This window comes from Streptacidiphilus jeojiensis, assembly GCF_042510965.1.
GTDB classification, from domain to species: Bacteria; Actinomycetota; Actinomycetes; order Streptomycetales; family Streptomycetaceae; genus Streptacidiphilus; species Streptacidiphilus jeojiensis.
Window position 1 is genome coordinate 545,635 of the sequence record NZ_JBEUKS010000002.1, and the last position, 21,264, is coordinate 566,898.

Annotated in this window: 18 protein-coding genes and 1 riboswitch; of the genes, 11 read left to right on the forward strand and 7 right to left on the reverse strand. The window is 71.9% G+C overall.

Annotated features, from left to right (window positions below):
• Positions 1–5: 5 nt before the first annotated feature.
• Positions 6–1,580, forward strand: coding sequence for a cell division protein PerM (locus ABUW04_RS08270; RefSeq protein ID WP_380563772.1), 1,575 nt, complete (start codon positions 6–8; stop codon positions 1,578–1,580).
• Here the strand turns inward: ABUW04_RS08270 and ABUW04_RS08275 are convergent.
• On the reverse strand, positions 1,501–2,394 hold the full coding sequence (locus ABUW04_RS08275; RefSeq protein ID WP_380563773.1) for a hypothetical protein: 894 nt from the start codon (positions 2,392–2,394) through the stop codon (positions 1,501–1,503). The two genes, ABUW04_RS08270 and ABUW04_RS08275, sit on opposite strands and share 80 nt — an antisense overlap.
• Before the next feature lie 355 nt (positions 2,395–2,749).
• Here ABUW04_RS08275 and purN point away from each other — a divergent pair, with 355 nt between their 5' ends.
• Positions 2,750–3,430 carry a phosphoribosylglycinamide formyltransferase gene (purN, locus tag ABUW04_RS08280; RefSeq protein WP_380563774.1) on the forward strand — a complete coding sequence of 227 codons (681 nt, stop codon included), beginning with the start codon at positions 2,750–2,752 and terminating at the stop codon, positions 3,428–3,430.
• Between the two features lie 38 nt (positions 3,431–3,468).
• Entirely contained in the window at positions 3,469–5,052 is a 1,584-nt protein-coding gene (gene purH, locus ABUW04_RS08285) for a bifunctional phosphoribosylaminoimidazolecarboxamide formyltransferase/IMP cyclohydrolase (protein ID WP_380563776.1), read from the forward strand.
• A gap of 62 nt (positions 5,053–5,114) precedes the next feature.
• Here purH and ABUW04_RS08290 read toward each other — a convergent pair whose 3' ends face one another.
• Positions 5,115–5,915 carry an RDD family protein gene (locus ABUW04_RS08290; protein WP_380563777.1) on the reverse strand — a complete coding sequence of 267 codons (801 nt, stop codon included), beginning with the start codon at positions 5,913–5,915 and terminating at the stop codon, positions 5,115–5,117.
• A 459-nt stretch (positions 5,916–6,374) separates the two neighbouring features.
• On the opposite strand from ABUW04_RS08290, the gene ABUW04_RS08295 reads away from it, so the two are divergent.
• Together ABUW04_RS08295 and ABUW04_RS08300 are read left to right on the forward strand one after the other, a co-directional pair.
• Positions 6,375–7,229, forward strand: a complete 855-nt coding sequence (locus ABUW04_RS08295) for a bifunctional methylenetetrahydrofolate dehydrogenase/methenyltetrahydrofolate cyclohydrolase (protein ID WP_380563779.1) — start codon at positions 6,375–6,377, stop codon at positions 7,227–7,229.
• 142 nt (positions 7,230–7,371) lie between these two features.
• Entirely contained in the window at positions 7,372–7,659 is a 288-nt protein-coding gene (locus tag ABUW04_RS08300) for a DUF3017 domain-containing protein (RefSeq protein ID WP_380563780.1), read from the forward strand.
• A gap of 26 nt (positions 7,660–7,685) precedes the next feature.
• Here the strand turns inward: ABUW04_RS08300 and ABUW04_RS08305 are convergent, their stop codons facing one another.
• Genes ABUW04_RS08305 through ABUW04_RS08320 form a run of 4 tightly spaced genes read right to left on the reverse strand, consistent with a single transcriptional unit; the run spans position 7,686 to position 11,291 of the window.
• Positions 7,686–8,801, reverse strand: a complete 1,116-nt coding sequence (locus ABUW04_RS08305; protein WP_380563781.1) for a hypothetical protein — start codon at positions 8,799–8,801, stop codon at positions 7,686–7,688.
• Positions 8,798–9,199: an effector-associated constant component EACC1 gene (locus tag ABUW04_RS08310; protein ID WP_380563783.1), complete on the reverse strand. Its 402-nt coding sequence runs from the start codon at positions 9,197–9,199 to the stop codon at positions 8,798–8,800. The genes ABUW04_RS08305 and ABUW04_RS08310 overlap by 4 nt, the downstream gene beginning before the upstream one ends.
• Complete coding sequence (locus tag ABUW04_RS08315) at positions 9,196–10,416, reverse strand: hypothetical protein (RefSeq protein WP_380563784.1); 1,221 nt, start codon at positions 10,414–10,416, stop codon at positions 9,196–9,198. Before ABUW04_RS08315 ends, ABUW04_RS08310 begins: the two co-directional genes overlap by 4 nt.
• Positions 10,413–11,291: a hypothetical protein gene (locus ABUW04_RS08320; RefSeq protein WP_380563785.1), complete on the reverse strand. Its 879-nt coding sequence runs from the start codon at positions 11,289–11,291 to the stop codon at positions 10,413–10,415. Before ABUW04_RS08320 ends, ABUW04_RS08315 begins: the two co-directional genes overlap by 4 nt.
• Positions 11,292–11,807: 516 nt before the next feature.
• On the opposite strand from ABUW04_RS08320, the gene ABUW04_RS08325 reads away from it, so the two are divergent.
• The 3 genes from ABUW04_RS08325 (at position 11,808) to ABUW04_RS08335 (ending at position 15,661) form a co-directional block, all read left to right on the forward strand.
• On the forward strand, positions 11,808–12,797 hold the full coding sequence (locus ABUW04_RS08325) for a malate dehydrogenase (RefSeq protein ID WP_030264317.1): 990 nt from the start codon (positions 11,808–11,810) through the stop codon (positions 12,795–12,797).
• A gap of 41 nt (positions 12,798–12,838) precedes the next feature.
• A riboswitch (ZMP/ZTP riboswitch) is annotated at positions 12,839–12,927 on the forward strand.
• Between the two features lie 33 nt (positions 12,928–12,960).
• Positions 12,961–14,223 carry a serine hydroxymethyltransferase gene (locus ABUW04_RS08330; RefSeq protein ID WP_380563786.1) on the forward strand — a complete coding sequence of 421 codons (1,263 nt, stop codon included), beginning with the start codon at positions 12,961–12,963 and terminating at the stop codon, positions 14,221–14,223.
• Positions 14,224–14,299: 76 nt separating this feature from the next.
• Positions 14,300–15,661, forward strand: a complete 1,362-nt coding sequence (locus ABUW04_RS08335; RefSeq protein WP_051726462.1) for a hemolysin family protein — start codon at positions 14,300–14,302, stop codon at positions 15,659–15,661.
• On the opposite strand, the gene ABUW04_RS08340 is transcribed toward ABUW04_RS08335, so the two are convergent.
• Entirely contained in the window at positions 15,576–17,087 is a 1,512-nt protein-coding gene (locus tag ABUW04_RS08340) for a glycosyltransferase family 2 protein (RefSeq protein WP_198037647.1), read from the reverse strand. The genes ABUW04_RS08335 and ABUW04_RS08340 overlap by 86 nt on opposite strands.
• 82 nt (positions 17,088–17,169) lie before the next feature.
• Here ABUW04_RS08340 and trpS point away from each other — a divergent pair, with 82 nt between their 5' ends.
• The 3 genes from trpS to ABUW04_RS08355 all read left to right on the forward strand — a co-directional run bounded on the left by trpS (position 17,170) and on the right by ABUW04_RS08355 (position 21,263).
• Positions 17,170–18,189 (forward strand): tryptophan--tRNA ligase, encoded by a 1,020-nt coding sequence (gene trpS / locus ABUW04_RS08345; RefSeq protein WP_030264306.1) that lies wholly within the window; start codon positions 17,170–17,172, stop codon positions 18,187–18,189.
• Between the two features lie 52 nt (positions 18,190–18,241).
• Positions 18,242–18,748, forward strand: coding sequence for a 2'-5' RNA ligase family protein (locus ABUW04_RS08350; protein ID WP_232242727.1), 507 nt, complete (start codon positions 18,242–18,244; stop codon positions 18,746–18,748).
• Between the two features lie 205 nt (positions 18,749–18,953).
• A complete protein-coding gene (locus ABUW04_RS08355) occupies positions 18,954–21,263 on the forward strand; it encodes a bifunctional glycosyltransferase/CDP-glycerol:glycerophosphate glycerophosphotransferase (RefSeq protein WP_380563787.1) in 2,310 nt (769 codons plus the stop codon).
• Position 21,264 lies beyond the last annotated feature (1 nt).

Sequence of the window (21,264 nt, forward strand, 5' to 3'; positions counted from 1 at the left end):
GGGGCATGGCCTTCTTGATGGAGTGGTTGCGCCCGGCCGCAGTGGTCCTCGGCGATCCGGCGGCGGCCAGGACCGGGCTGGTGGGCGGAGCCGCGGCGGCCGGACTGGGCTTCGCCGGGCTGGCCGTCCCGCTGTTCCTGCTGTGGATCGTGACCCCGTACGTCCAGGTCGGGCCCGGCGGGGCGCTGCACCTGGCCGCGTGCCTGTGGCTGCTGGCGCAGGGAGCCGGGCTGCTGCGGCCGGACGGGGCGCCACTGGCGCTGCCCCCGCTGCTGGTGACGGTGCTGGTGCTGCTGCCGCTGTACCGCTTCGCGCTGCGGGCCGGTACGACCCGGACGGACGCGGCCGAGCGGGCGGAGGGGTCCGAGCAGTTCGACGACTTCAGCGACGACTTCAGCGACGACTTCGGGGACGACTTCGGCGACGAGACCGGGGACGAGTCCGACGACGAGGCCGGCGTGCGGGAGCCCGGACACCCCGGTTCGGCGCTGCTGGGCCTGGCGGCGGGCTACCTGCTGGCGACCCTGGCCATCGTGGTCGCAGCCGCGGCGGACACCCCCGGCGGCCTCCGCGCGGCCGACCCCCTCGCCGCTCTCGGGCACACCGCGCTGCTGGCCCTGCCGGTCGCTGCGGTCGGCGTGCACCGCGGCTCGGGCGCCCGCGGCCTGCCCGCCTGGCTGCGCCTGCCCGTCCGCCCTCGACTGCCCGCCTGGGTCCGGTGGCCCGACCGGGCCGGTCTTCCCGGTTGGGCCCGCAGGTTCGCCCCCAACCCGGACGGCCCGGAGGGCCCGGACGGCCCGGAAGACCTGGACGGTCCAGATGCCTCGGGCCGCTGGGACGCCCTGCCGACCCCGAACGCCCTGGAGGCCCTGTACGCCCCCGGCGGCCCCGCCGTCGCCCTCCGGGCCGCCCTCTGCGCCGGCGCGGCGCTGCTGGGCGCCGGTGCGGTCCTGCTGGCGGCCGCCCTGCTGCTGCACTTCGGCGCCGCCGGCGGTCTCGCCGCCCAGACCGCGCCCGATCTGGCCGGACGGCTGTCGCTGCTGCTGCTCTGCATCGTGCTGCTGCCGAACGGCGCCGTCTGGGCGGCCGCCTACGCGCTCGGACCGGGTTTCCAGCTGGGCGGTCGGCTGGCCCCGCTCACCGTCGCGGTGCCGCCGGCTCCCCCCGCGTTCCCCCTGCTCTCGGCGTTGCCGACGGCCGGAGGCGGCCTGTCGGCGCTGCTGGTGCTGGCCGTCCCGGTGGCGTCCGCGGCCGCCGTGTCCGGCTGCGTGGGCCGGGCGGCGGAGCGGTACGGGTGGCGCGCCGTGGCCACCGCCGGGGTCGCCCTGGGTGCGGCCGTCGGCACCGGCGTGCTGGCGGCGGTGTGCGCCGCGGCGTCCGGCGGCTCGCTGGGCACCCGGGCGCTCGCCGCCGTCGGCCCCTCCCCGTGGTGGACCGGGCTGGCCGCCCTCTGCTGGGCGGCCGCCGGCGTGCCCGGCGCGCTGCTGGTACGGCTGGTGCTCAGCCGCCGATCTGCACCAGCCACTGCGGAGGCTTCGGCGTCACCGTGGTGGCGCAACTGTTGTAGGCGGCCTTGGTGAGCGCGTTGTTCTGGCAGTCGTAGAAGCTCTTGTAGTACAGCTGCACCCCGAAGACGGTGGCGACCATCGCCAGCCCGACGATGGCGGCGATCAGACCGCCCATCGCTGCGGGCACCTGGGGCCGGGTCTGGTACGGCGGTACGTACCCGGGGTGGTAGCCCGGCATCCCGTACCCGGGCGGGGCGGGCGGCGCCCCCGGCGCGGTGGGTGCGGTCGGGGCCGGGGGAGCGCCGGGGAACGGCCCGGCCGGTCCTGCGGTCCCGGCGCCGACCCCGGTGCCGTCCAGGGCGGAGGTCGGGGTCTTGGCCGTGCCGCGCAGCGAGCTGATGGCCCAGTACAGCGCCAGCGACGCCAGCAGCAGGGTGATGTAGGGAACGCCGAGGATCAGGAAGAAGATCCCCCACATGCCGCTGAGCAGCGCGTAGCGGGCCCTGCGCTGGACCGGGTCGGTGGGGTCGAAACGGGGGGCCTGCGGGGCCGGGCTGTACAGCGGACGGGGCGGCTGCTGGCCCTGGTAGCCGGGGCTCCAGGGGTGCGGCGGCGGTACCACCGGACGCGGCGGCCGACCGTCCTGCGGGCCGTCCTCGGAGTCCCCGCCCTGCTCGTCCGGCGGGGTCTCGGTCGCCCAGCCGCGCTCGTCGTTCCGGTGCTGGCCGGGGTGGCCCGAGTGGCCGGAGTGCCCCGAGTGCTGGGAGTCCTGCGGGTGCTGCGGCTGCCGGGGCTGCCAGGGGCGGTCCGGCGCGTCCTTGGACGGCGGGGCGAAGGGGTCGCGGGGCCCCTCGGGGGGTGTGCCGCTGTCCGATTTCTGGACCATGGTCTTCGCCGTACTCCTGACTGTGGGCTGCTTTCCCGCTGTCCCTCTGAGAGGACACCCGTGAGGACACCCTCTCACTACGTACCCCGCTCTGGCTCGTCCCCACCCCATGATCGTCGACCACGAGTGCCGGGCCGCTGTCAGGGCCCGGTATCGTTGCTGACGACCGGCGGCCCCTGTGGGTTCCTGGTCGGCCCTCGGCGCCGTCGTCGGCCCCTTCGGCGGACACGGATGCCGGTCACGAGATGACACCCCGTGTGTGCCCCCAGATAGCCCGGTTTGCCCTGGATGCGCAGTGTGCCGTTCGGCCGAGTACGCCTCAGGGGCAGCCGTGCCGTGACGTGAGGACCGTGCTTTGGCGTACCTCGATGCCCAGGCGTCCGACTACCCCGCTCCCGCCGCGCCCGCGCGCCTCGTCGTCCTGGTGTCCGGCTCCGGGACCAACCTGCAGGCCCTGATCGAGGCCTGCGCGGACCCGGCGTACGGAGCGCTGATCACCGCCGTCGGCGCCGACCGCGACTCCATCGCTGGCCTCGAACGCGCCGAGGCGGCCGGCATCCCCACCTTCGTGCTCCGGGTGAAGGACTTCGCCGTCCGCACCGACTGGGACGCGGCGCTGACCGAGGCCACTGCCGCGCACGCGCCCGACCTGGTGGTGACCGCGGGCTTCATGAAGATCCTCGGCGGCGGCTTCATGCGCCGCTTCGAGGGCCGCATCGTCAACACCCACCCCGCCCTGCTCCCCTCGTTCCCCGGCGCGCACGGGGTGCGGGACGCCCTCGCCTACGGCGTCAAGGTGACCGGCTGCACCGTCCACCTGGTCGACGAGGGCGTCGACACCGGGCCGATCATCGCCCAGGGCGTGGTCGAGGTGACCGACGCCGACCACGAGGACGGCGGCGAGGCGCTGCACGAGCGCATCAAGGCCGTCGAACGCGGACTGCTGGTCGAGGCCGTGGGCCGGCTGGCCCGCGAGGGCCACCGGGTCGACGGGCGCCGCGTCCTCTCCCTCCCTGCCCCGCCCCCTCTCTCCTGACCTCCTCTGACGGACCACCACACACCGAAGGATCAGCAATGAGTTCCGGCAGCACCCAGCCCGCGCCCGTCTCCGAAAACCAAAGGCCGCTCCGCCGCGCCCTCGTCAGCGTCTACGACAAGACCGGTCTGGAGGAGCTGGCGCAGGGCCTGCACGCCGCCGGCGTCGAGCTGGTGTCCACCGGTTCCACCGCCGCGCGGATCGCCGCGGCCGGCGTCCCGGTCACCCCGGTCGAGGAGCTGACCGGCTTCCCCGAGTGCCTGGACGGCCGGGTCAAGACGCTGCACCCGCGGGTCCACGCCGGGATCCTGGCCGACCTGCGGCTGCCCTCGCACCGCGAGCAGCTGGACGAACTGGGCGTGGCCCCGTTCGACCTGGTGGTGGTCAACCTCTACCCGTTCAAGGCCACCGTCGCCTCCGGCGCGAGCCCTGACGAGTGCGTGGAGCAGATCGACATCGGCGGCCCGAGCATGGTCCGCGCCGCCGCCAAGAACCACCCCTCGGTCGCGGTGGTCACCTCCCCGACCCGCTACGCCGACGTCCTCGCCGCGGCCTCGGCCGGCGGCTTCGACCTGGCCACCCGCAAGCGCCTGGCCGGTGAGGCCTTCGCCCACACCGCCGCCTACGACGTGGCCGTCGCCTCCTGGTTCGCAAGCGAGTACGCCCCGGTCGACGACGAGGCGTTCCCGGCCTTCCTCGGCGCCACCTGGGAGCGCGAGAACGTGCTGCGCTACGGGGAGAACCCGCACCAGGCCGCCGCTCTCTACGTGGACGGCAGCGGGACCGGCCTGGCCGCGGCGGAGCAGTTGCACGGCAAGGAGATGTCGTACAACAACTACGCCGACACCGACGCGGCCGTCCGCGCCGCGTACGACCAGGACCAGCCCTGCGTCGCGATCATCAAGCACGCCAACCCCTGCGGCATCGCGGTCGGCGCGGACGTCGCCGAGGCGCACCGCAAGGCGCACGCCTGCGACCCGGTCTCGGCCTACGGCGGCGTCATCGCGGTGAACCGCGAGGTCACCGTGGAGCTGGCGGAGCAGATCGCGCCGATCTTCACCGAGGTCGTCTTCGCCCCCTCCTACGCGGACGGCGCGGTCGAGGTGCTGGCGCAGAAGAAGAACATCCGGGTGCTGCGCGGCACCCCGGCGGCCGCCCCGATCGAGACCCGCGCGGTCACCGGCGGGGTGCTGCTGCAGCAGGCCGACCGGATCGACGCGGCCGGTGACGACCCGTCGACCTGGACCCTGGCCACCGGTGACGCGCTCTCCCCGGAGGAGCTCGCCGAGTTGTCCTTCGCCTGGCGCGCCTGCCGGGCCGTCAAGTCCAACGCGATCCTGCTGGCCTCGGGCGGTGCCTCGGTCGGCGTCGGCATGGGCCAGGTCAACCGGGTGGACTCGGCCAGGCTCGCGGTCGAGCGGGCCGGCGAGCGGGCGGCCGGCTCCTACGCCGCGTCGGACGCCTTCTTCCCCTTCCCCGACGGCCTGGAGATCCTGCTCGCCGCGGGGGTCAAGGCGGTCGTCCAGCCGGGCGGCTCGATCCGTGACGACCAGGTGGTCGAGGCGGCCAAGGCCGCCGGGGTGACGATGTACCTGACCGGCACCCGGCACTTCTTCCACTGACGCCGGTGAACGCGCGAGGGCCCGCTGTCCCCACCAACGGGACAGCGGGCCCTCGCGTGCTGTCAGGGCTTGATGACCAGGGTGTTGGCGGCCCGGTCGTGCCAGCCGCGCAGCTTGCCGGTGTTGTCGAAGAACGGCGAGATGTAGACCAGCAGCGCGCCGATGCCGCAAGTGAACAGGCCGAGGCCGAGCGGGAAGCCCCAGCGGGCGAGAGCGCCGCCGAAGCTGGGCTTGACGCCGGTGCGCTCGTCCACGATCAGCAGGCCGAGGATCATCTTGCCGGGGGTGGCGCCCTTCCAGGAGACGAAGGCCACGTCCCAGGCGAGCAACAACGCGTAGAAGAAGAGCTCGACCAGGATGAGCGCGCCGAAGCCTGCGCCGCTGATGCCGCCGCCGTTGGAGGAGCTGATCACCGCGGCGATCACCGCGAAGTAGACCACCAGGTAGATCACGAAGACGAAGATGACGTCCAGCAGCCGGGCGCCGAAGCGGGCGCCGTAGGAGGCGATCTGGAAGGTCCCGGTGGGGATGGTCACGTAACCCGAGGCGCCCTGGGCCACGCCAGGCACCGGCTGCGGCTGGTAGCCGTAGGCGTTGGGGTCGTAGCCGGGCTGCTGGGGCGGGTAGCCGTACTCGGCGCCCTGCGGCGGGGCCGGGGGCTGCTGCGGGTAGCCGTACTGCGGCTGCTGCGGCGGCTGGCCCTGCGGGTAGCCGTAGCCGGGCTGCTGCGGAGGCTGCTGGCCGTAGCCGGGCTGCTGCGGCGGGACGCCCTGCGGAGCCTGCTGCGGGTAGCCGTAGCCGGGCTGCTGCGGTGGCTGTTGCGGCTGGCCATAGGGGTTGTTGGGGTCGGGAGGATAGGACACGGTTTGCCTCCGGGCAGGAAGGGTGAACGAGGTGCACGCTCCGGGACACCGCAGGCACGGGCCGTACGGGTGAGAACGCGGCGCGATTAGCGGATGGGCATGACGGTGCGGTCGGTGCTCTCCGAACAAGCCGGAGCTGTGGTTGCCTGGGCAGGGCCTCGCCGACTGGTGCGAGTCGCCCGGGTCCACTGACGGGACGTCACTGGCGACTGCTGATGACCGCGCACTGTCTCCCCCGAGTTCCGACCGCCTCCAGACGTCCCTGTCATTCGTGACGGGCCGTTGGGGCGTATCAAATTGCTGGTCCCATCGTTCCAATCTGGTGCGATCCTGTCCAGCTACTTCGCACGCCTGTGCGCACTTGCGGCGGAACTGCAACCCGTTGCCCGCACGCAGCCAGGTGGGGACCTGGAACCACCTCGGTAACGACCTGCTGTTGCGATCCGCGAGAATGGGTCCATGACCGCCCAGATTCTCGATGGCAAGGCCACCGCCGCCGCGATCAAGTCCGAGCTCGCCGTACGGATCGAAGCCCTGAAGGCCAAGGGCGTCCAGCCCGGCCTCGGCACCGTCCTGGTCGGCGACGACCCCGGAAGCCACTCCTACGTCCGCGGCAAGCACCGGGACTGCGCCGAGGTCGGCATCGCCAGCATCCAGCGCGAACTGCCCGCCGACGCCACCCAGAGCGACGTCGAGGAGGTCGTCCGCGAACTCAACGCCAACCCGGCCTGCACCGGCTACATCGTCCAGCTGCCGCTACCGAAGGGCCTGGACGAGAAGCGCGTGCTGGAGCTGATGGACCCGGCCAAGGACGCCGACGGCCTGCACCCGATGAGCCTGGGCCGGCTGGTCCTGGGCATCGAGGCGCCGCTGCCGTGCACCCCCAACGGCATCGTCGAGCTGCTGCGCCGGCACAAGGTGGAGACCAACGGCGCCCACGTCGTGGTGGTCGGCCGCGGGGTCACCGTGGGCCGCTCGATCGGGCTGCTGCTCACCCGCCGCAGCGAGAACGCGACGGTCACGCTCACCCACACCGGCACCCGCGACCTGTCCGCGCACCTGCGCAGCGCCGACATCATCGTCGCGGCCGCCGGTGTGACGCACCTGGTCAAGCCCGAGGACGTGCGCCCCGGCGCGGCCGTGCTGGACGTCGGCGTCAGCCGCGACGAGAACGGCAAGCTGCTCGGCGACGTGCACCCCGGCGTGGCCGAGGTGGCCGGCTGGCTGTCGCCCAACCCGGGCGGTGTCGGACCGATGACCCGGGCGATGCTGCTGAGCAATGTGGTCGAGGCGGCCGAGCGTGCCGCGGGCTGAGTCCGGGCCGGGCCGGCCGTCGCGGCCACAGCACTCCTCGGGCAGGCGTCGCTCCGACGCCACCACCGGCACCTTCCCGCCGGAGGGGTCTGCGGCCGCGGCCGATCGGAGCCATCCGGTCCCGGTCCGGCAGTGGCCGATAGTGGTGGTGCTTACCCTGGTCGCGGTGGGGCTGGCGGTGACCTCGTTCAACGCCTTCCGGCCCGGCGTGATCACCATCGGCGCGGCGCTGCTGCTCGGCTGCGCCCTGCGGATCGCGCTCCCCGAGGTGGGGATGCTGGCGGTGCGCAGCCGGTTCACCGATGTGCTGGTCATGGGGGTGCTCGGGATCGCGATCGTGGTGCTGGCGCTGGCCTCGGAACCCAATCCGGTGATCACACTGCCGTTCGTCAATGACATCGCCCGCTTCTTCGGCCGGGCGCAGGGCTGATTCCGTCGGCGAAGTCGCCCGGTCCGTCAGTTCCGTGCCCGGTCCCAGCGGGTCAGGCTGGCCCGTACTGACGCGAGTCGCTCCGCGTGGGCCGGGCAACCCACGAGTTGCCCGGCGAGCCGGCCGAGCCGGGTCCGTGCCTCATCCACGTCACCGGACTCGGCGAGGAGCACCGCCGCCAGCTCCTGGTAGTACAGGGTGTCAGGGTCGGTGGGCCCCAGGGCCTCAGCCGCATCGGCGGCCACGGCGCACATCTCGTGGACGGCCAGGTCCAGGCGCCGCGCGGCCCGGTTGCGGTCGTCGAAGTCGGCCGCCCGGTGGGCTGCTGTCCGGGCGTTCATCGCGAATGTGTGACGCCGGCGCAGTCCCGTGCGGCTGCGAGCGGTGCCGTGGGCGGGGTTCACCGCGAGGGCCAAGTCGGCGCTGTCGTCGACGGCCCGTTGGGTGGGTTCCGGGCGCGGCGGGTCGGCAGCGGGCATGGCGACGGCGAGTTGCCGGTAGAGGGTGCCGAGATCGAGATGAGGCCCCGCGTCCGGCACGCCCTCGCGCAGAAGGTGCGTCAGGGCACCGGTGAACGCGGTCGGCAGGTCCGGGCGGCCGGTCAGGAAGCCCGCTTGGTAGCCCTCTCCGGCTGCGGTCAGCAGATGGATGCGGGCGGCTTCCGGGGCGTGCAGGGCCAGTCCGGAAAAGCAGCAGTCGAGTATCGCGACGGGCCGTCGTGCGCCGGTCCTGGCCATCACGGCGAAGACCTCGCCGATGGGCAGTGACGGTCCGTCGCCGCGACGGGTGGAGACTGTCGCGGGGAGGGCCAGGCGCAGTTGCCGCTCGTCGTCGACAGCGAAACCGTGTCCGGCGAAGTAGAAGAGCAGTACATCGGGTGGACGGTCCGCAGGCGCGTCGGTTCGGGTGCGGGTGAGGGCATCCAGGACTGTGTTCGCGTCGGGTGGGTCGATGATCGTACGTATCCCGGCGGGGTGGTCGAAGCAGCCGTGGGGCTCGGTGAGCGCATCCCCCAGGGCGAGCACGCTCTGTGCGGCTTGTGGAACGGCCGGAAGCTCGTCGGGACGCACCTGGCTGGCCGTGCCGACGAGCACGGCCAGCGCGTTGCCCGGCTCGGACGGAGCGACCGGGTGAGGTGTCATGGTGCAGTGGCACCGGGGCTGCCGGTCTGAGCGGCGCTCTCCTGCCGGGCGAACCGTTCGAGTTCGGCGAGGACGAGGTCCCGGTCACGGCGGTCGACGGTGAAGCTTCGCGAACTGCCGTCCGCGCGGGTGACGGTGAAGCTGATCGGGCTGCCGGTCATGCGCTGGCCGAGCCAGTAGCCGATTGCGCCGACGGCGGCGCTGAGCACGGGAGCGCTCGCGGTGACCAGTTCGACCGCGGCGGCAAGACCGCCGAGTGCGCCGGGCGGCGGTGGCTCCTCGACCAGTCGGATGGCACGCCCCAGCCGTCCGTCCATGCCCAGCCAGGCGGCGAGGGACCGGTGCAGTTCGCCGGCTTCTTCCTTCGGTCCGTCGAAGGTGAGAGTGACGTGGGTCATGGGGTCCTTCCGTCGGTGAATCCCGGGGGCGGCTGTGGCAGTCCGTATTCGGAGGCGATACCGGGCGGCACGGTGGCGGGTGCCGTAGTGGCTCCGGCGGGCGCGCTGACGGTGAACAGCGGCAGGTGCCCACTGGTCCCAGTGGGCAGCCGGAAGACGGCCGAGGCTTCGGGCACGCCGACCCGGTCCGCCAGCATCCGCTCGAACTCACCGAAAGCGTAGGGGAATTCCTGCTGGCGGGTTCGGGGCAGCCACTCGTCGTGCAGATGGGTGAACGCATACCAGGCGGCCCGGCGTTCCTCCAGGTCCTGAACGGGCCGCACGACCGCACGCGACCCCTCCTGGCCGGGTCCGCCGAACGCCGCGGCCAGCAGGTACGCGGCCTGGGCAGCGGACTGATCGGTGGCCTGGTCCGCACAGGCCAGGGTGGCGCGGAGGCGGTACGCGCATTCGGTCGACGCCACATGTCGGAGCCGGGAGTAGCGGGCGACGGCCTGCTGGGCGAACGGCAGGGCCGCCTCCTGTCGGCCGATGGCGGGGTTGAACCGGCCGGGCCGCTCCAGCGCCGAGTACTCGGTGATCAGCCGGTCCAGCATCGCCGCGTCCTGATGGCGCCAAGGCATCGGTTCGAGGCGGATCCCGAGAGTGAACATCCCGTTGATCCGGGTGAGTTCGGTCCACAACGGCTCCCAGGAGATGGGCTCGGCGGCCAGCGCATCCACGTACAGGCCGTACGGGAAGGCCGCATCCGCGCGGGCGAGCCTGCTCCAGTGCACCCGGGGACGGATCTCGGTCGGCCGGGCCGACTCGGCCGGCTCGAAGGGCCGCAGGCAGGAGGTGAGCCGGGGCGTGTCGAGCGGGATGGCGCGGACCGATGAAGGCAGGCGGTCGAGGTGCTCGCGCAACCGGTACGCCGCGGTGCGGGCGGCCTCCGGCGTGGGTCCGTGGGCGCGGGCCAGCAGAGCGCAGTCAAGGCGGCCGTCGTGCCGCCCACTGGGACGGTAGCGCAGTTCCCAGCAGCGGCCGTCCGGGGCCCACGCGTCGGTGAGCCAGGCGCGCTCTCGCGCGACGGCTCGACGGCGGCGCTCCTCCTCCGGCAGACCGAGGGCCGAGGCGTTGCGGGCGATGGTGGGGTCCGGCTCCAGCCGGACCCCGGTGACGCACCACGCCGCCCCCGCCCACGACAGATCGACGAATCCGTCCTGGGCGGTGATCAACGCAGCCCGCCCTGCCCGTCCTGAGCTCCGTACGGTGGTGTCGGCGGCGTGACGGGGATCGGCGGGGCCCCCACCGAGCCGTACGGCCCGTACGCCTCGTACGGTGCCGGGGTGGGTCCCGGAATCCCACCGCCGTACGAGGGCTGCGGCTCCACCTGCGGATCGGGCCAGCCTCCGTCGCTGTCGGAGAGTGCCACGGCCAGTCCCTCCCTGCAGGCGATGTGCGCGGCCTCCCGCAGGGCACGGACGCGCTCGCTCCGCAGGATCTGCAACTCGATCGTGTTACGGCCCTGCAGACCCTGCACCATGTCGCGGATGTACTGGCCGATGAGCTGGTAGCCCCGACGCGATCGCCACATCATCCAGCCGAGGTACAGGCTGCTGCCGTAGGTGAAGACCGAGATGTAGACGACGTAGCTGCTCTCCCTGAGGATCAGCCGGCCGTCCTTCTCCTCGACCCCCACCGGAAAACCGCGTGTGCTCAGCACCTGGCGGATGCCGAGGTACGCCTGGTCGCGGCGGCCGTACCGCTCGGCCAGCAGCACTCGCCACTCGGCGATGTCCTCGGGCAAGCGGGAGAAGAGCAGGACAACCCAGAAGACGACCGTCGAGACGAGGCCGCAGAAGACCAGCCAGCCGAAGCCGACGGCCGAGCCCCCGATGAGGAGCAGTACCACTCCGAACAGGAAACCCGCCAGGTACAGGAGGAATGACACCAGGAAGCTCCGGAGCAGCAGAAGCTTCAGGAACTTGCTACTGACACTCTCGTTGAGGTGCATCTCGATCGGCTGGAACCGCAGGGTCTTGTCGAGATAGGCGGCGTTTCCGTCGCCGCCGCGCCAGCCTGGTAACGCATTGCTCTCAGCGATGAACATAAGGCGCCCCCCTCAATACTTCACCATCAATCAGGACAATAAGCTTGGCACAACATCGCACCGGATTCAGCGGAAATGTCGGAAGTCAACCCCGATCCCTCGGTGTCTGGTAAGGGGAGAGCGGCTCGGCCGGGCGCCTGGTTCGGCGAGGGCGGGATCGTCCTGGTCGTGCAGGGACCAGTGCAATCCGGCCATGACACGCCCGGCGGAGTCCGCGAACTGTGCGCGGCCCACGGCCTTGCTTGGATCTGACCTCGACCAGCTGACTTCGCCAATGGAATCAGGGTTGCGAAACCCAGTCTGAAATGCTGGCTTGAACTGGACTTATGCCGATCCGGCATAAGCGTGTGGCAAACGTGACGAAGGACGCCCCGGGAGGTCCGCCGGGGCGTCACCAGGAACCCCCCTCCTGGGATAGCCTGTCAGCGGTCTCTTGAAGTCAAGAGACCGATCAGGTGCTCCGACGTTCGAAAGAAGCTCCTGACCACCCAAAGGCACCAGCAGGAGACGTCAACCATGACCAGCACTCCCGTCAACGTCACCGTCACCGGCGCAGCCGGACAGATCGGCTACGCGCTGCTGTTCCGCATCGCCTCCGGCCACCTCCTCGGCCCCGACGTGCCGGTGAAGCTGCGTCTGCTGGAGATCCCGCAGGGCGTCAAGGCCGCCGAGGGCACCGCGATGGAGCTCGACGACTGCGCCTTCCCGCTGCTGGCCGGCATCGACATCTTCGACGACCCGAACAAGGGCTTCGAGGGCGCCAACGTCGGTCTGCTGGTGGGCGCCCGCCCGCGCACCGCCGGCATGGAGCGCGGTGACCTGCTCTCCGCCAACGGCGGCATCTTCGGCCCGCAGGGCAAGGCCATCAACGACAACGCCGCGGACGACATCCGGGTCCTGGTCGTCGGCAACCCGGCCAACACCAACGCGCTGATCGCCCAGCGCAACGCCCCGGACGTACCGGCGGACCGCTTCACCGCGATGACCCGCCTGGACCACAACCGCGCGGTGGCCCAGCTCTCCAAGAAGCTCGGCGTCTCGGTCTCCGAGATCAAGAAGCTGACGATCTGGGGCAACCACTCCGCCACCCAGTACCCCGACGTCTTCCACGCCGAGGTCAACGGCGAGAACGCGGCCAAGGCCATCTCGGACGACGCCTGGCTGTCGGACTTCTTCATCCCGACCGTGGCCAAGCGCGGCGCCGCCATCATCGACGCCCGCGGCGCCTCCTCGGCCGCCTCGGCCGCCAACGCCGCCATCGACCACGTCTTCACCTGGACCAACGGCACCGCCGAGGGCGACTGGACCTCGGCCGGTGTGGTCTCCGACGGCTCCTACGGCGTGCCCGAGGGCATCATCTCCTCCTTCCCGGTCACCGCGAAGGACGGCAGGTTCGAGATCGTCCAGGGCCTGGACATCAACGACTTCTCGCGGGCCCGGATCGACGCGTCGGTCGCCGAGCTCATCGAGGAGCGGGACGCGGTCGCGGGCCTCGGCCTGATCTAGTCACATCCCCTTCGCAACCGACAGCCCCCACCCGTTAGGGTGGGGGCTGTCGCGACTGGCGCACGTGGAAGCAACCACGAGGGAGCGACGGAGCACCGCCGCCGGAGTGCCGTACGCCTGGGCACCCGGGTCACCATTCGATGGACGACCCGGAGGACGCCGCATGAGCGCGTTGCAGAGCACGGACCCCGAGATCGCCGCCCTGGTCGCCGCCGAGGAGCGGCTGCAGGCCGACACGCTGCGACTGATCCCCAGTGAGAACTACGTCTCCGCCGCGGTGCTGGAAGCCTCCGGCACGGTGCTGCAGAACAAGTACTCCGAGGGCTACCCCGGCAAGCGCTACTACGAGGGCCAGCAGAACATCGACCAGGTCGAGACGCTGGCGATCGAGCGGGCCAAGGCGCTGTTCGGCGTGGAGCACGCCAATGTCCAGCCCTACTCCGGCTCGCCCGCCAACCTCGCCGTCTACCTGGCCTTCCTCAAGCCCGGCGACACCGTGCTGGGCATGGCGCTGCCGATGGGCGGCCACCTCACCCACGGCTGGGGCGTCTCCGCCACCGGCTCCTGGTTCCGCGGCGTGCAGTACGGGGTCCGCCGGGACGGCGACTCTGAGACGCGCGGGCGGACCGACCTGGACCAGGTGCGGGAGCTGGCGCTCAAGGAGCGGCCCAAGGTGATCTTCTGCGGGGGCACGGCGGTGCCGCGCACCATCGACTTCCCCGCGTTCGCGGAGATCGCCCGCGAGGTCGGCGCGGTGCTGGTCGCGGACATCGCGCACATCGCCGGGCTGGTCGCGGGCGGTGCCCACCCGTCGCCGGTCGGGTACGCGGACGTCATCTCCACCACCACCCACAAGACGCTGCGCGGGCCCCGGGGCGCGATGCTGATGTCCACCGAGGAGCACGCCCGGGCGCTGGACCGGGCGGTCTTCCCCGGGCTGCAGGGCGGGCCGCACAACCAGACCACCGCGGCCATCGCGGTCGCCCTGCGGGAGGCCTCCGGCGAGGAGTTCCGCGGGTACGCCCGACAGGTCGTCAGCAATGCGCGTGCGCTGGGGGAGGAGCTCGCCGCGAGGGGGTTCGACCTGGTCTCCGGCGGGACCGACAACCATCTGCTGCTGATCGACCTGAGCAGCAAGGGGGTGCCCGGCAAGGTGGCGGCCAAGGCGCTGGACCGGGCCGGGATCGTGGTCAACTACAACAGCGTGCCCTATGACACCAGGAAGCCGTTCGACCCGTCCGGCATCCGCATCGGGACTCCGTCGCTGACCTCGCGGGGGATCGGGGCGGACGCGATGCCGCAGGTGGCGGAGTGGATCGATCGGGTGGTGACGGGGGACGGGGAGGTCGTCACCAAGGTGCGGGCCGAGGTCGCTGAGCTGATGCGGGCGTATCCGGCCCCGGGGCTGTCGGCCCTCCGTCCGTAGCGGGTCGCTGTTCGCGCAGTTCCCCGCGCCCCTGTCGGGGCGCGGGCCTTCCGCTCCGCCGCCTAAACTGCACCGCGTGAGCGCAACGCTGCAGGATGCCGGGCTGGTCCTGGTCTTCATCGTCATCGGCGGAATCTTCAATGTCGCCGAGATCTCGCTGATCTCGCTCCGGGAGGGGCAGATCCAGGCCCTGGCCGAGCAGGGCACCAAGCGCGGGGCGCGGGCCGCGCATCTGGCCGGGGACCCGAACCGGTTCCTGGCCGCGGTGCAGGTCGGGGTGACCTGCATGGGGTTCCTCTCGGCGGCCTTCGGCGCGGACACCCTCGCCGTCAAGGTGGCGCCGATCTTCACCGGGATGGGGCTCAGCGACGGGGTCGCTGACGCCGTCTCGCTGGTCGGGCTGACCCTGCTGATCTCCTACGTCTCGCTGGTGCTGGGCGAGTTGACGCCCAAGCGGATCGGGCTGCAGCGGGCCGAGTCCATCGCCCTGCTCGCGGCGCCGCTGGTGGACTTCATCTCGGTGGTGCTGCGCCCGGTGATCTGGCTGCTGTCGCGCTCCACCAATCTGATGGTGCGGCTGCTCGGCGGCGACCCCGGCGCCGGACGCAACGCGATGAGCTCGGAGGAGCTCCGCGGCCTGGTCGCCTCCAACACCGAGCTCAGCAGCGACGAGCGGCGGCTGATCGGCGAGGTCTTCGCGGCGGGGGAGCGGCAGCTGCGCGAGGTCATGGTGCCGCGCACCGAGGTGACCTTCCTGGACGCCTCCCGCCGGCTGGAGGAGGTGCGGCAGGAGATCAACCGCTATCCGCACTCCCGCTACCCGGTGGTGGACGGCTCCTACGACGCGGTGGTGGGGTTCGTCCACGTCCGCGACCTCTACCAGGAGGCCAACGGCGCGCAGACGGTGCGTGACCTGGCCCGTCCGGTGAAGCTGCTGCCCGCGACCAAGAGCGTGCTGCCGTCGATGTCGGAGATGCGGCACGAGGGCCACCACCTGGCGATCGTGGTGGACGAGTACGGCGGCACCGCGGGGATCGTCTCGCTGGAGGACCTGGTGGAGGAGGTCATCGGCGAGATCAGGGACGAGTACGACTCGCAGGAGCTCAGCACCACCCGCAGGCTGGCCGGCGGCAGCATCGAGGTGGACGGGCTGCTCAACCTCGCCGACTTCACCGAGGAGACCGGGGTCGAGCTGCCGGAGGGGCCCTACGAGACGGTGGCCGGCTTCGTGGTGTCCCAACTGGGGCACCTTCCGGAGCCCGGCGAGCAGGTGGAGGTGGGCGCGGGCTACCGGCTCGCCGTGGCCGCGCTGGACGGCCGCAGGGTGGACCGGGTGCGGGTCACCCGGGTCGTTACCGCCCAGGCTGCCCAGGCCGCAGGATCCCCAGCCGCTTCCCCAGACAGCGCAGGCGCCACCGCGCCGCCTTCCGCAGACTGACCGGGGCCAGTCCGATCAGCAGCTCGCCGTCCGGGCCGGCCTCGGTGGACACCTGGTAGGGCCGTCCGCCGCGCCAGATCCGCAGCGGCGGTGGCAGCTCGGCCCCGTCGCCGGGGCGGGCCGGAACGGGCAGGCAGACCTGGCTCCCGGCGTGGTCGGTCTCCAGCCGGAGCGACCATGTGGCCGCCGGTACGGCCGGTCGGCGGGGTCCTGGCACTCCTGGCACCAGCCCGCGCAGCGGAACGGTCAGCAGCGGCCCGGCGCCCGCCGGGACGGTCAGTTCCGGATCGCCTCCGGACGGCACCAGGCGGGCCGTGAGCGGTCCGGTGAGGCGATCGAGGGCCGGCGGTCGCCGGGTGGCGATGGTGAGTGCGCGACCGTCGGGTGACCAGCCCAGCCCGGAGAACTCGACCGCCTCGGGCAGCCGGCCGGTCTCCTGCTCGTGCCTGACGACCGCGACCAGTTCGTCCAGCAGCCCGTGGCTGACGCAGTGCAGCTTCAGGCGCTCCTCCGGAGTGCAGCGGGCCAGCGCCCCCTCGGTCCGGTGGGTGCGCAGCAGGCGGGCGGCGATGTCGAGGATCCGCTGCTGCTCCGGACGGTCCAGGAGCTCGAACCCGGACCGGAACAGTCCGACGACGTCGCAGCGCAGGTGTCTCGCGTTCACCAGGTCCCGCTCGGGGCCGGCGTCGGAGAGGCGCGCCGTGAGGTCGAGGGCGGCCTCGATGGAGGGCAGCCGGTCGCCCGGGGCGGCCTGCGAGGTGATGTTCCCCCGGTCGGGGCGCAGCGACTGGAAGTAGTAGTCGTAGTCGCCCAGCACCGAGACCCGCCCGGCCCGGTAGTAGGCCTCCAGCACGAAGGGCCCGTCGCTGTAGACAGGGAGGTCCTCGCGGAACCACATCCGGGGCTCCCGGACCAGGTCGTGCCGGAACAGCTTGGAGGGGGTCAGCGACCAGGCGAGGTCGCTGCCGGGGAACCGTACGTCGGGGTCGCTGCGGTACCAGATGAAGTCGGGTACCCAGCGGCCGTCCACCCCGACCACGCGGCCGACGACGATCCCGCTGCCCCGGGCGTCGGCCACCGCCACTATCCGGGCGAGTGCCTCGTCGCCCAGCCAGTCGTCCGAGTCCAGGAAGAACAGGTACCGGCCCACCGCGTGCTCCATCCCGCGGTTGCGGGCCCGGCCGGGGCCGCCGCGGTCCGGCAGCCGCAGCACCGTCGTCCGCAGGCCGGGGTGGGCGGCGGCGAGTCGCTCGACCGCGTCGGCGCAGTCGTCGTCGGAGCCGTCGTCCACCACGATCAACTGCAGCCGCTCGGTGCCCAGCGACTGCCGTACCAGCGAGTCGAACCACCGTTCGAGGTACGGGCGGGTGTTGTGGATCGGAACGATCACGCTGACGTCCGGCGGAACATCGTCGGGCAGTGACACCGCAGCGGCTCCCATCGTCGGCCTCGAACCGATCAACGGTCCTCGGCACGGAGTGGGTACGGCTTCCTGAGAGAATGGCCGCATGGTCACTGATCGCCCCCGCGTCCTCTCCGGCATCCAGCCCACCTCCGGGTCGTTCCACCTGGGCAACTACCTGGGCGCGGTGCGCCAGTGGGTGGCCCTGCAGGATTCGCACGACGCCTACTACATGGTCGTGGACCTGCACGCGATCACCGTCGAGCAGGACCCGGCCACCCTCAGGGCGAACACCAGGGCGTCCGTCGCGCAGCTGCTCGGGATGGGGCTCGACCCGGAGCGCTGCACCCTCTTCGTGCAGTCGCACGTGCCCGAGCACGCCCAGCTCGGCTGGGTGATGAACTGCATGGCCGGCTTCGGCGAGGCCGCCCGGATGACCCAGTTCAAGGACAAGTCGGCCAAGCAGGGCAGCGACCGCACCACGGTCGGCCTGTTCACCTATCCGATCCTGCAGGTCGCCGACATCCTGCTGTACCAGGCCGACCAGGTGCCGGTGGGCGAGGACCAGCGGCAGCATGTCGAGCTCACCCGGGACCTGGCCGAGCGCTTCAACCACCGCTACGGCCCGCAGCCGACCTTCACCGTCCCCAGCCCGTACATCCTCAAGGAGACCGCCAAGGTCTTCGACCTGCAGGACCCGACCGCGAAGATGAGCAAGTCGGCCTCCTCGGCCAAGGGCCTGGTCAACCTGCTGGACGAGCCCAGGGTCAGCGCCAAGAAGTTCCGCAGCGCGGTGACCGACACCGGCACCGTGGTCTCCTTCGACGAGAAGGAGAAGCCGGGCGTCTCCAACCTGCTCGGCATCTACTCGGCGATCAGCGGCCGTTCGGTGGCCGAGCTGGTGGAGCACTTCGAGGGCAAGATGTACGGGGCGCTGAAGACCGAGCTCGCCGACGCGTTCAGCGAGTGGGTCGCCCCGATCCAGGAGCGCACCCAGGCCTACCTGGACGATCCGGCCGCCCTGGACGAGGTGCTGGCCCGCGGCGCCGAGAAGGCCCGCTCGGTGGCCTCGGAGACGCTGGCCACGGTGTACGACCGGATCGGCTTCCTCGCGGCGAAGCGCTGAGATGCCCGGCAGTGCGATACCGGCAGCGGGGCCGGGGCGGACCGTGATCGGCGTGTCGATCGCGGTCCCCGAGCCCTGGGCCACCGAGATCCAGGACGCCCGCGCCGACTACGGCGATCCGCTGGCGCGGGCGATACCCACGCACATCACCCTGCTCCCGCCGACCGAGGTCGACACCGGGGCGCTGGGGCGGATCGAGGAGCACCTGTCCGCCGCCGCGGCCGGACACCGGCCGTTCCGGGTGCTGCTGCGCGGCAGCGGCAGCTTCCGGCCGGTGTCCCCGGTGGTGTTCGTCCGGGTCGAGGCCGGGGTGCGCGAGTGCCGGGAGCTGGAGGCCTCGGTCCGCCGCGGTCTGCTGGCCAGGGAGCTGAGCTTCCCTTACCACCCGCATGTGACGGTGGCGCACGGCGTCGATCCCGCGGCCCTGGACAAGGCCTTCGCCGACCTCCGGGGCTACCGCGCCGACTTCGAGGTCCCCGGTTTCAGCCTGTACCGGTTCGGTGCCGACGAGGTGTGGCGACCGCTACGCTGCTTCACCTTCGGCCCCGGCCCCGGGTGAACGCAGTCTGACCGGGAACGTGACGGGATGTGAAGTTTGGATACACGAAAGTTAAGAGACTGAGCAAACTTAAATAGACGTGAAGAACACCGATCGATTAACGTCAGGTGTGGAATCAAGGGGCGGTAGGGGCTCGCGGCGCTGCGACGTGCACTTACCCAGGACTTGAATCCCGGTTCCATGCCCACTGATCTGATGGATGATCATGCCCCGCTTCAGCATCGTAGTACCCCACACCGAGGACGCCACGTACCTGCGTGACGTCCTCGACTCCGTACTGACCCAGGTCTTCACCGACCTGGAGCTGATTCTGGCGGGCAGCGCACCCGGCAGCGACGCGGCGGCACTCATTGACGAGTACGCGCAGAAGGATTCCCGGCTGGTCAGGATCGAGGTCCCCGGGAATACACCGGCCGAGGGCGATCTTTCGGTGCAGCGGGACCACGGCGCGGCCCGGGCCGTGGGCGACTACCTGCTGCTGTTCGACAGCGATGTGCTGCTGGTGCCCGGTGCGCTGGAGGCCCTGGACGACCGGCTGACCGAACTGGGCAGCCCCGACCTGCTGCTGTTCGACCACGAGCGCCGGGACTGGCTGGCCCGGGTCACCCCCAGCCTCGACGGCGAACTGCTGGCCGAACTCGAAGCCGTCGGGGACGGCAGCTTCACCGCCGCCGCGGTCCCCTCGGCGGTCCGGGTCGCCCCGCTGCTCTGGAACCGGGTCGTGCGCCGGGACTTCCACACCCGGCACTTCCACCCCGGGCAGGCCGACGCCGCCACGGCGCTGCCGAACCTGGTGCTCGCCGAGCGGGCCCTGCTGGCCGCCCGGAGCGTCGGCGCCCTCGACGCGATCTGCACCCAGCGGCTGCGCCGCCGCACCGTCGGCCGCTGGATGGAGATCGTGCTCAACGAGGGGCTGCTCACGGTGCGGGGCTACCGGCAGCTGCTGGAGTCGTTCGCCACCCCGCAGGGCCGCCCGGCCGGCACCGAGGACGAGCTCCGGGCGCTGGTCTCGGCGCTGTACGACGAGATGTTCCTGTCCGCGCTGGCGACCCTGCAGCGCTCGTTGGAGGCCCCCGACTCCTCGCGGCGCCGCTTCCTGGTCGCCGCCGCCGAATCCCTGCGCGCGGCCCGCCCGGAGGGCTGGACCCGCCCGGCCGAGGCCGACGGACTCCGCGCCGCCGCCCTGGAGCAGGGGTCCTACCTGCGCTTCCGCACCGTCGAGCGGGCCGGCACCACGCTGGTGAAGGGGCGCAAGCAGCTGCGGTTGCGCCGGCACAACACCGCCCGCAGGGCGATCAAGGCGATCTACCGGGCCAATCTCCGCCGCCCGGTCGAGAAGGGACTGGTCGCCTACCAGGCGTACTGGAACCGCCAGATCGCCTGCAACCCCGAGGCGATCTACCGCAAGGCCAAGGAACTGGCCCCGGGCATGCGCGGGGTCTGGGTGCTGAACAAGGAGGCCGCCGCGCTCGCCCCCAAGGGCGTCCGGACCGTGGTGGCCGGCTCCCGCGCCTACTGGGAGCTGATGGCCAGGGCCGAGTTCCTGGTCACCAACGCCAGTTGGACCGGAGACATCGTCAAGCGCCCGGAGCAGACGTACATCCAGACCCACCACGGCACCCCGCTGAAGAAGATGGGCCTGGACCAGCGCGACTACCCCGCGGCCACGATGAACTTCGGCCGGATGCTGGACAGCATCGACCAGTGGGACGTCAGCCTCAGCTCCAACCGGCACTCCACCCAGGTCTGGGAGCGGGTCTACCCGAGCGGCTACACCACCCTGGAGAGCGGCTACCCGCGCAACGACGTCTACCAGCACGCCACCGCCGAGGACGTCGCCCGGATCCGCGCCGAGCTGGGCATCGAGCCCGGCCAGAAGGCGATCCTCTACGCGCCCACGCACCGCGACTACCGCAAGGACTTCGTCCCCCCGCTGGACCTGGAGGCCTTCTGCGCCGGTCTGGGCGACGAGTACGTGGTGCTGGTGCGCGCGCACTACTTCTACGGCGCCAACAAGCGGCTCCAGTTGCAGAGCCGCCGCGGCGTGCTGCGGGACGTCTCCGCGCACCCCTCGGTCGAGGAGCTGGCGCTGGCCTCGGACGTGCTGCTCGCCGACTACTCCTCGGTGATGTTCGACTACGCCAACCTGGACCGGCCGATCGTGGTGCACGCCCCCGACTGGGACGTCTACAAGGAGTCCCGCGGGGTCTACCTCGACCTGGTCTCCGGCGATCCCGGCGACACCCCCGGGGTGGTCGCCACGGACGTCGAGGGCCTGGTCGAGGCGTTCCGCTCGGGGGCCTGGGACAGCGAGCGGTCCACGAAGCTGCGGGCCGCCTTCCGGGAGCGGTTCTGCCAGTTCGACGACGGCAGGGCGGCCGAGCGGGTGGTCCGCCGGGTGTTCCTGGGCGAGAAGGCCGACATCCCGTTCATCCCGCTGGACGAGCGCACTCCCGCGCCGCGGCCCTCGGCCGCCCGGTCGGACCTGGACGAGAGCGCCAAGGCGCACGCCTGAC

Coding starts and splice junctions, on each gene's coding strand:
- ABUW04_RS08310 (WP_380563783.1), bottom strand. CDS start 9,199: ATGACCCACGTCACTCTCACCTTCGACGGACCGAAGGAAGAAGCCGGC.
- ABUW04_RS08325 (WP_030264317.1), top strand. CDS start 11,808: ATGACCAGCACTCCCGTCAACGTCACCGTCACCGGCGCAGCCGGACAG.
- ABUW04_RS08295 (WP_380563779.1), top strand. CDS start 6,375: ATGACCGCCCAGATTCTCGATGGCAAGGCCACCGCCGCCGCGATCAAG.
- ABUW04_RS08320 (WP_380563785.1), bottom strand. CDS start 11,291: ATGTTCATCGCTGAGAGCAATGCGTTACCAGGCTGGCGCGGCGGCGAC.
- ABUW04_RS08270 (WP_380563772.1), top strand. CDS start 6: ATGGCCTTCTTGATGGAGTGGTTGCGCCCGGCCGCAGTGGTCCTCGGC.
- ABUW04_RS08275 (WP_380563773.1), bottom strand. CDS start 2,394: ATGGTCCAGAAATCGGACAGCGGCACACCCCCCGAGGGGCCCCGCGAC.
- ABUW04_RS08355 (WP_380563787.1), top strand. CDS start 18,954: ATGCCCCGCTTCAGCATCGTAGTACCCCACACCGAGGACGCCACGTAC.
- ABUW04_RS08330 (WP_380563786.1), top strand. CDS start 12,961: ATGAGCGCGTTGCAGAGCACGGACCCCGAGATCGCCGCCCTGGTCGCC.
- trpS (WP_030264306.1), top strand. CDS start 17,170: ATGGTCACTGATCGCCCCCGCGTCCTCTCCGGCATCCAGCCCACCTCC.
- purH (WP_380563776.1), top strand. CDS start 3,469: ATGAGTTCCGGCAGCACCCAGCCCGCGCCCGTCTCCGAAAACCAAAGG.
- ABUW04_RS08305 (WP_380563781.1), bottom strand. CDS start 8,801: ATGACACCTCACCCGGTCGCTCCGTCCGAGCCGGGCAACGCGCTGGCC.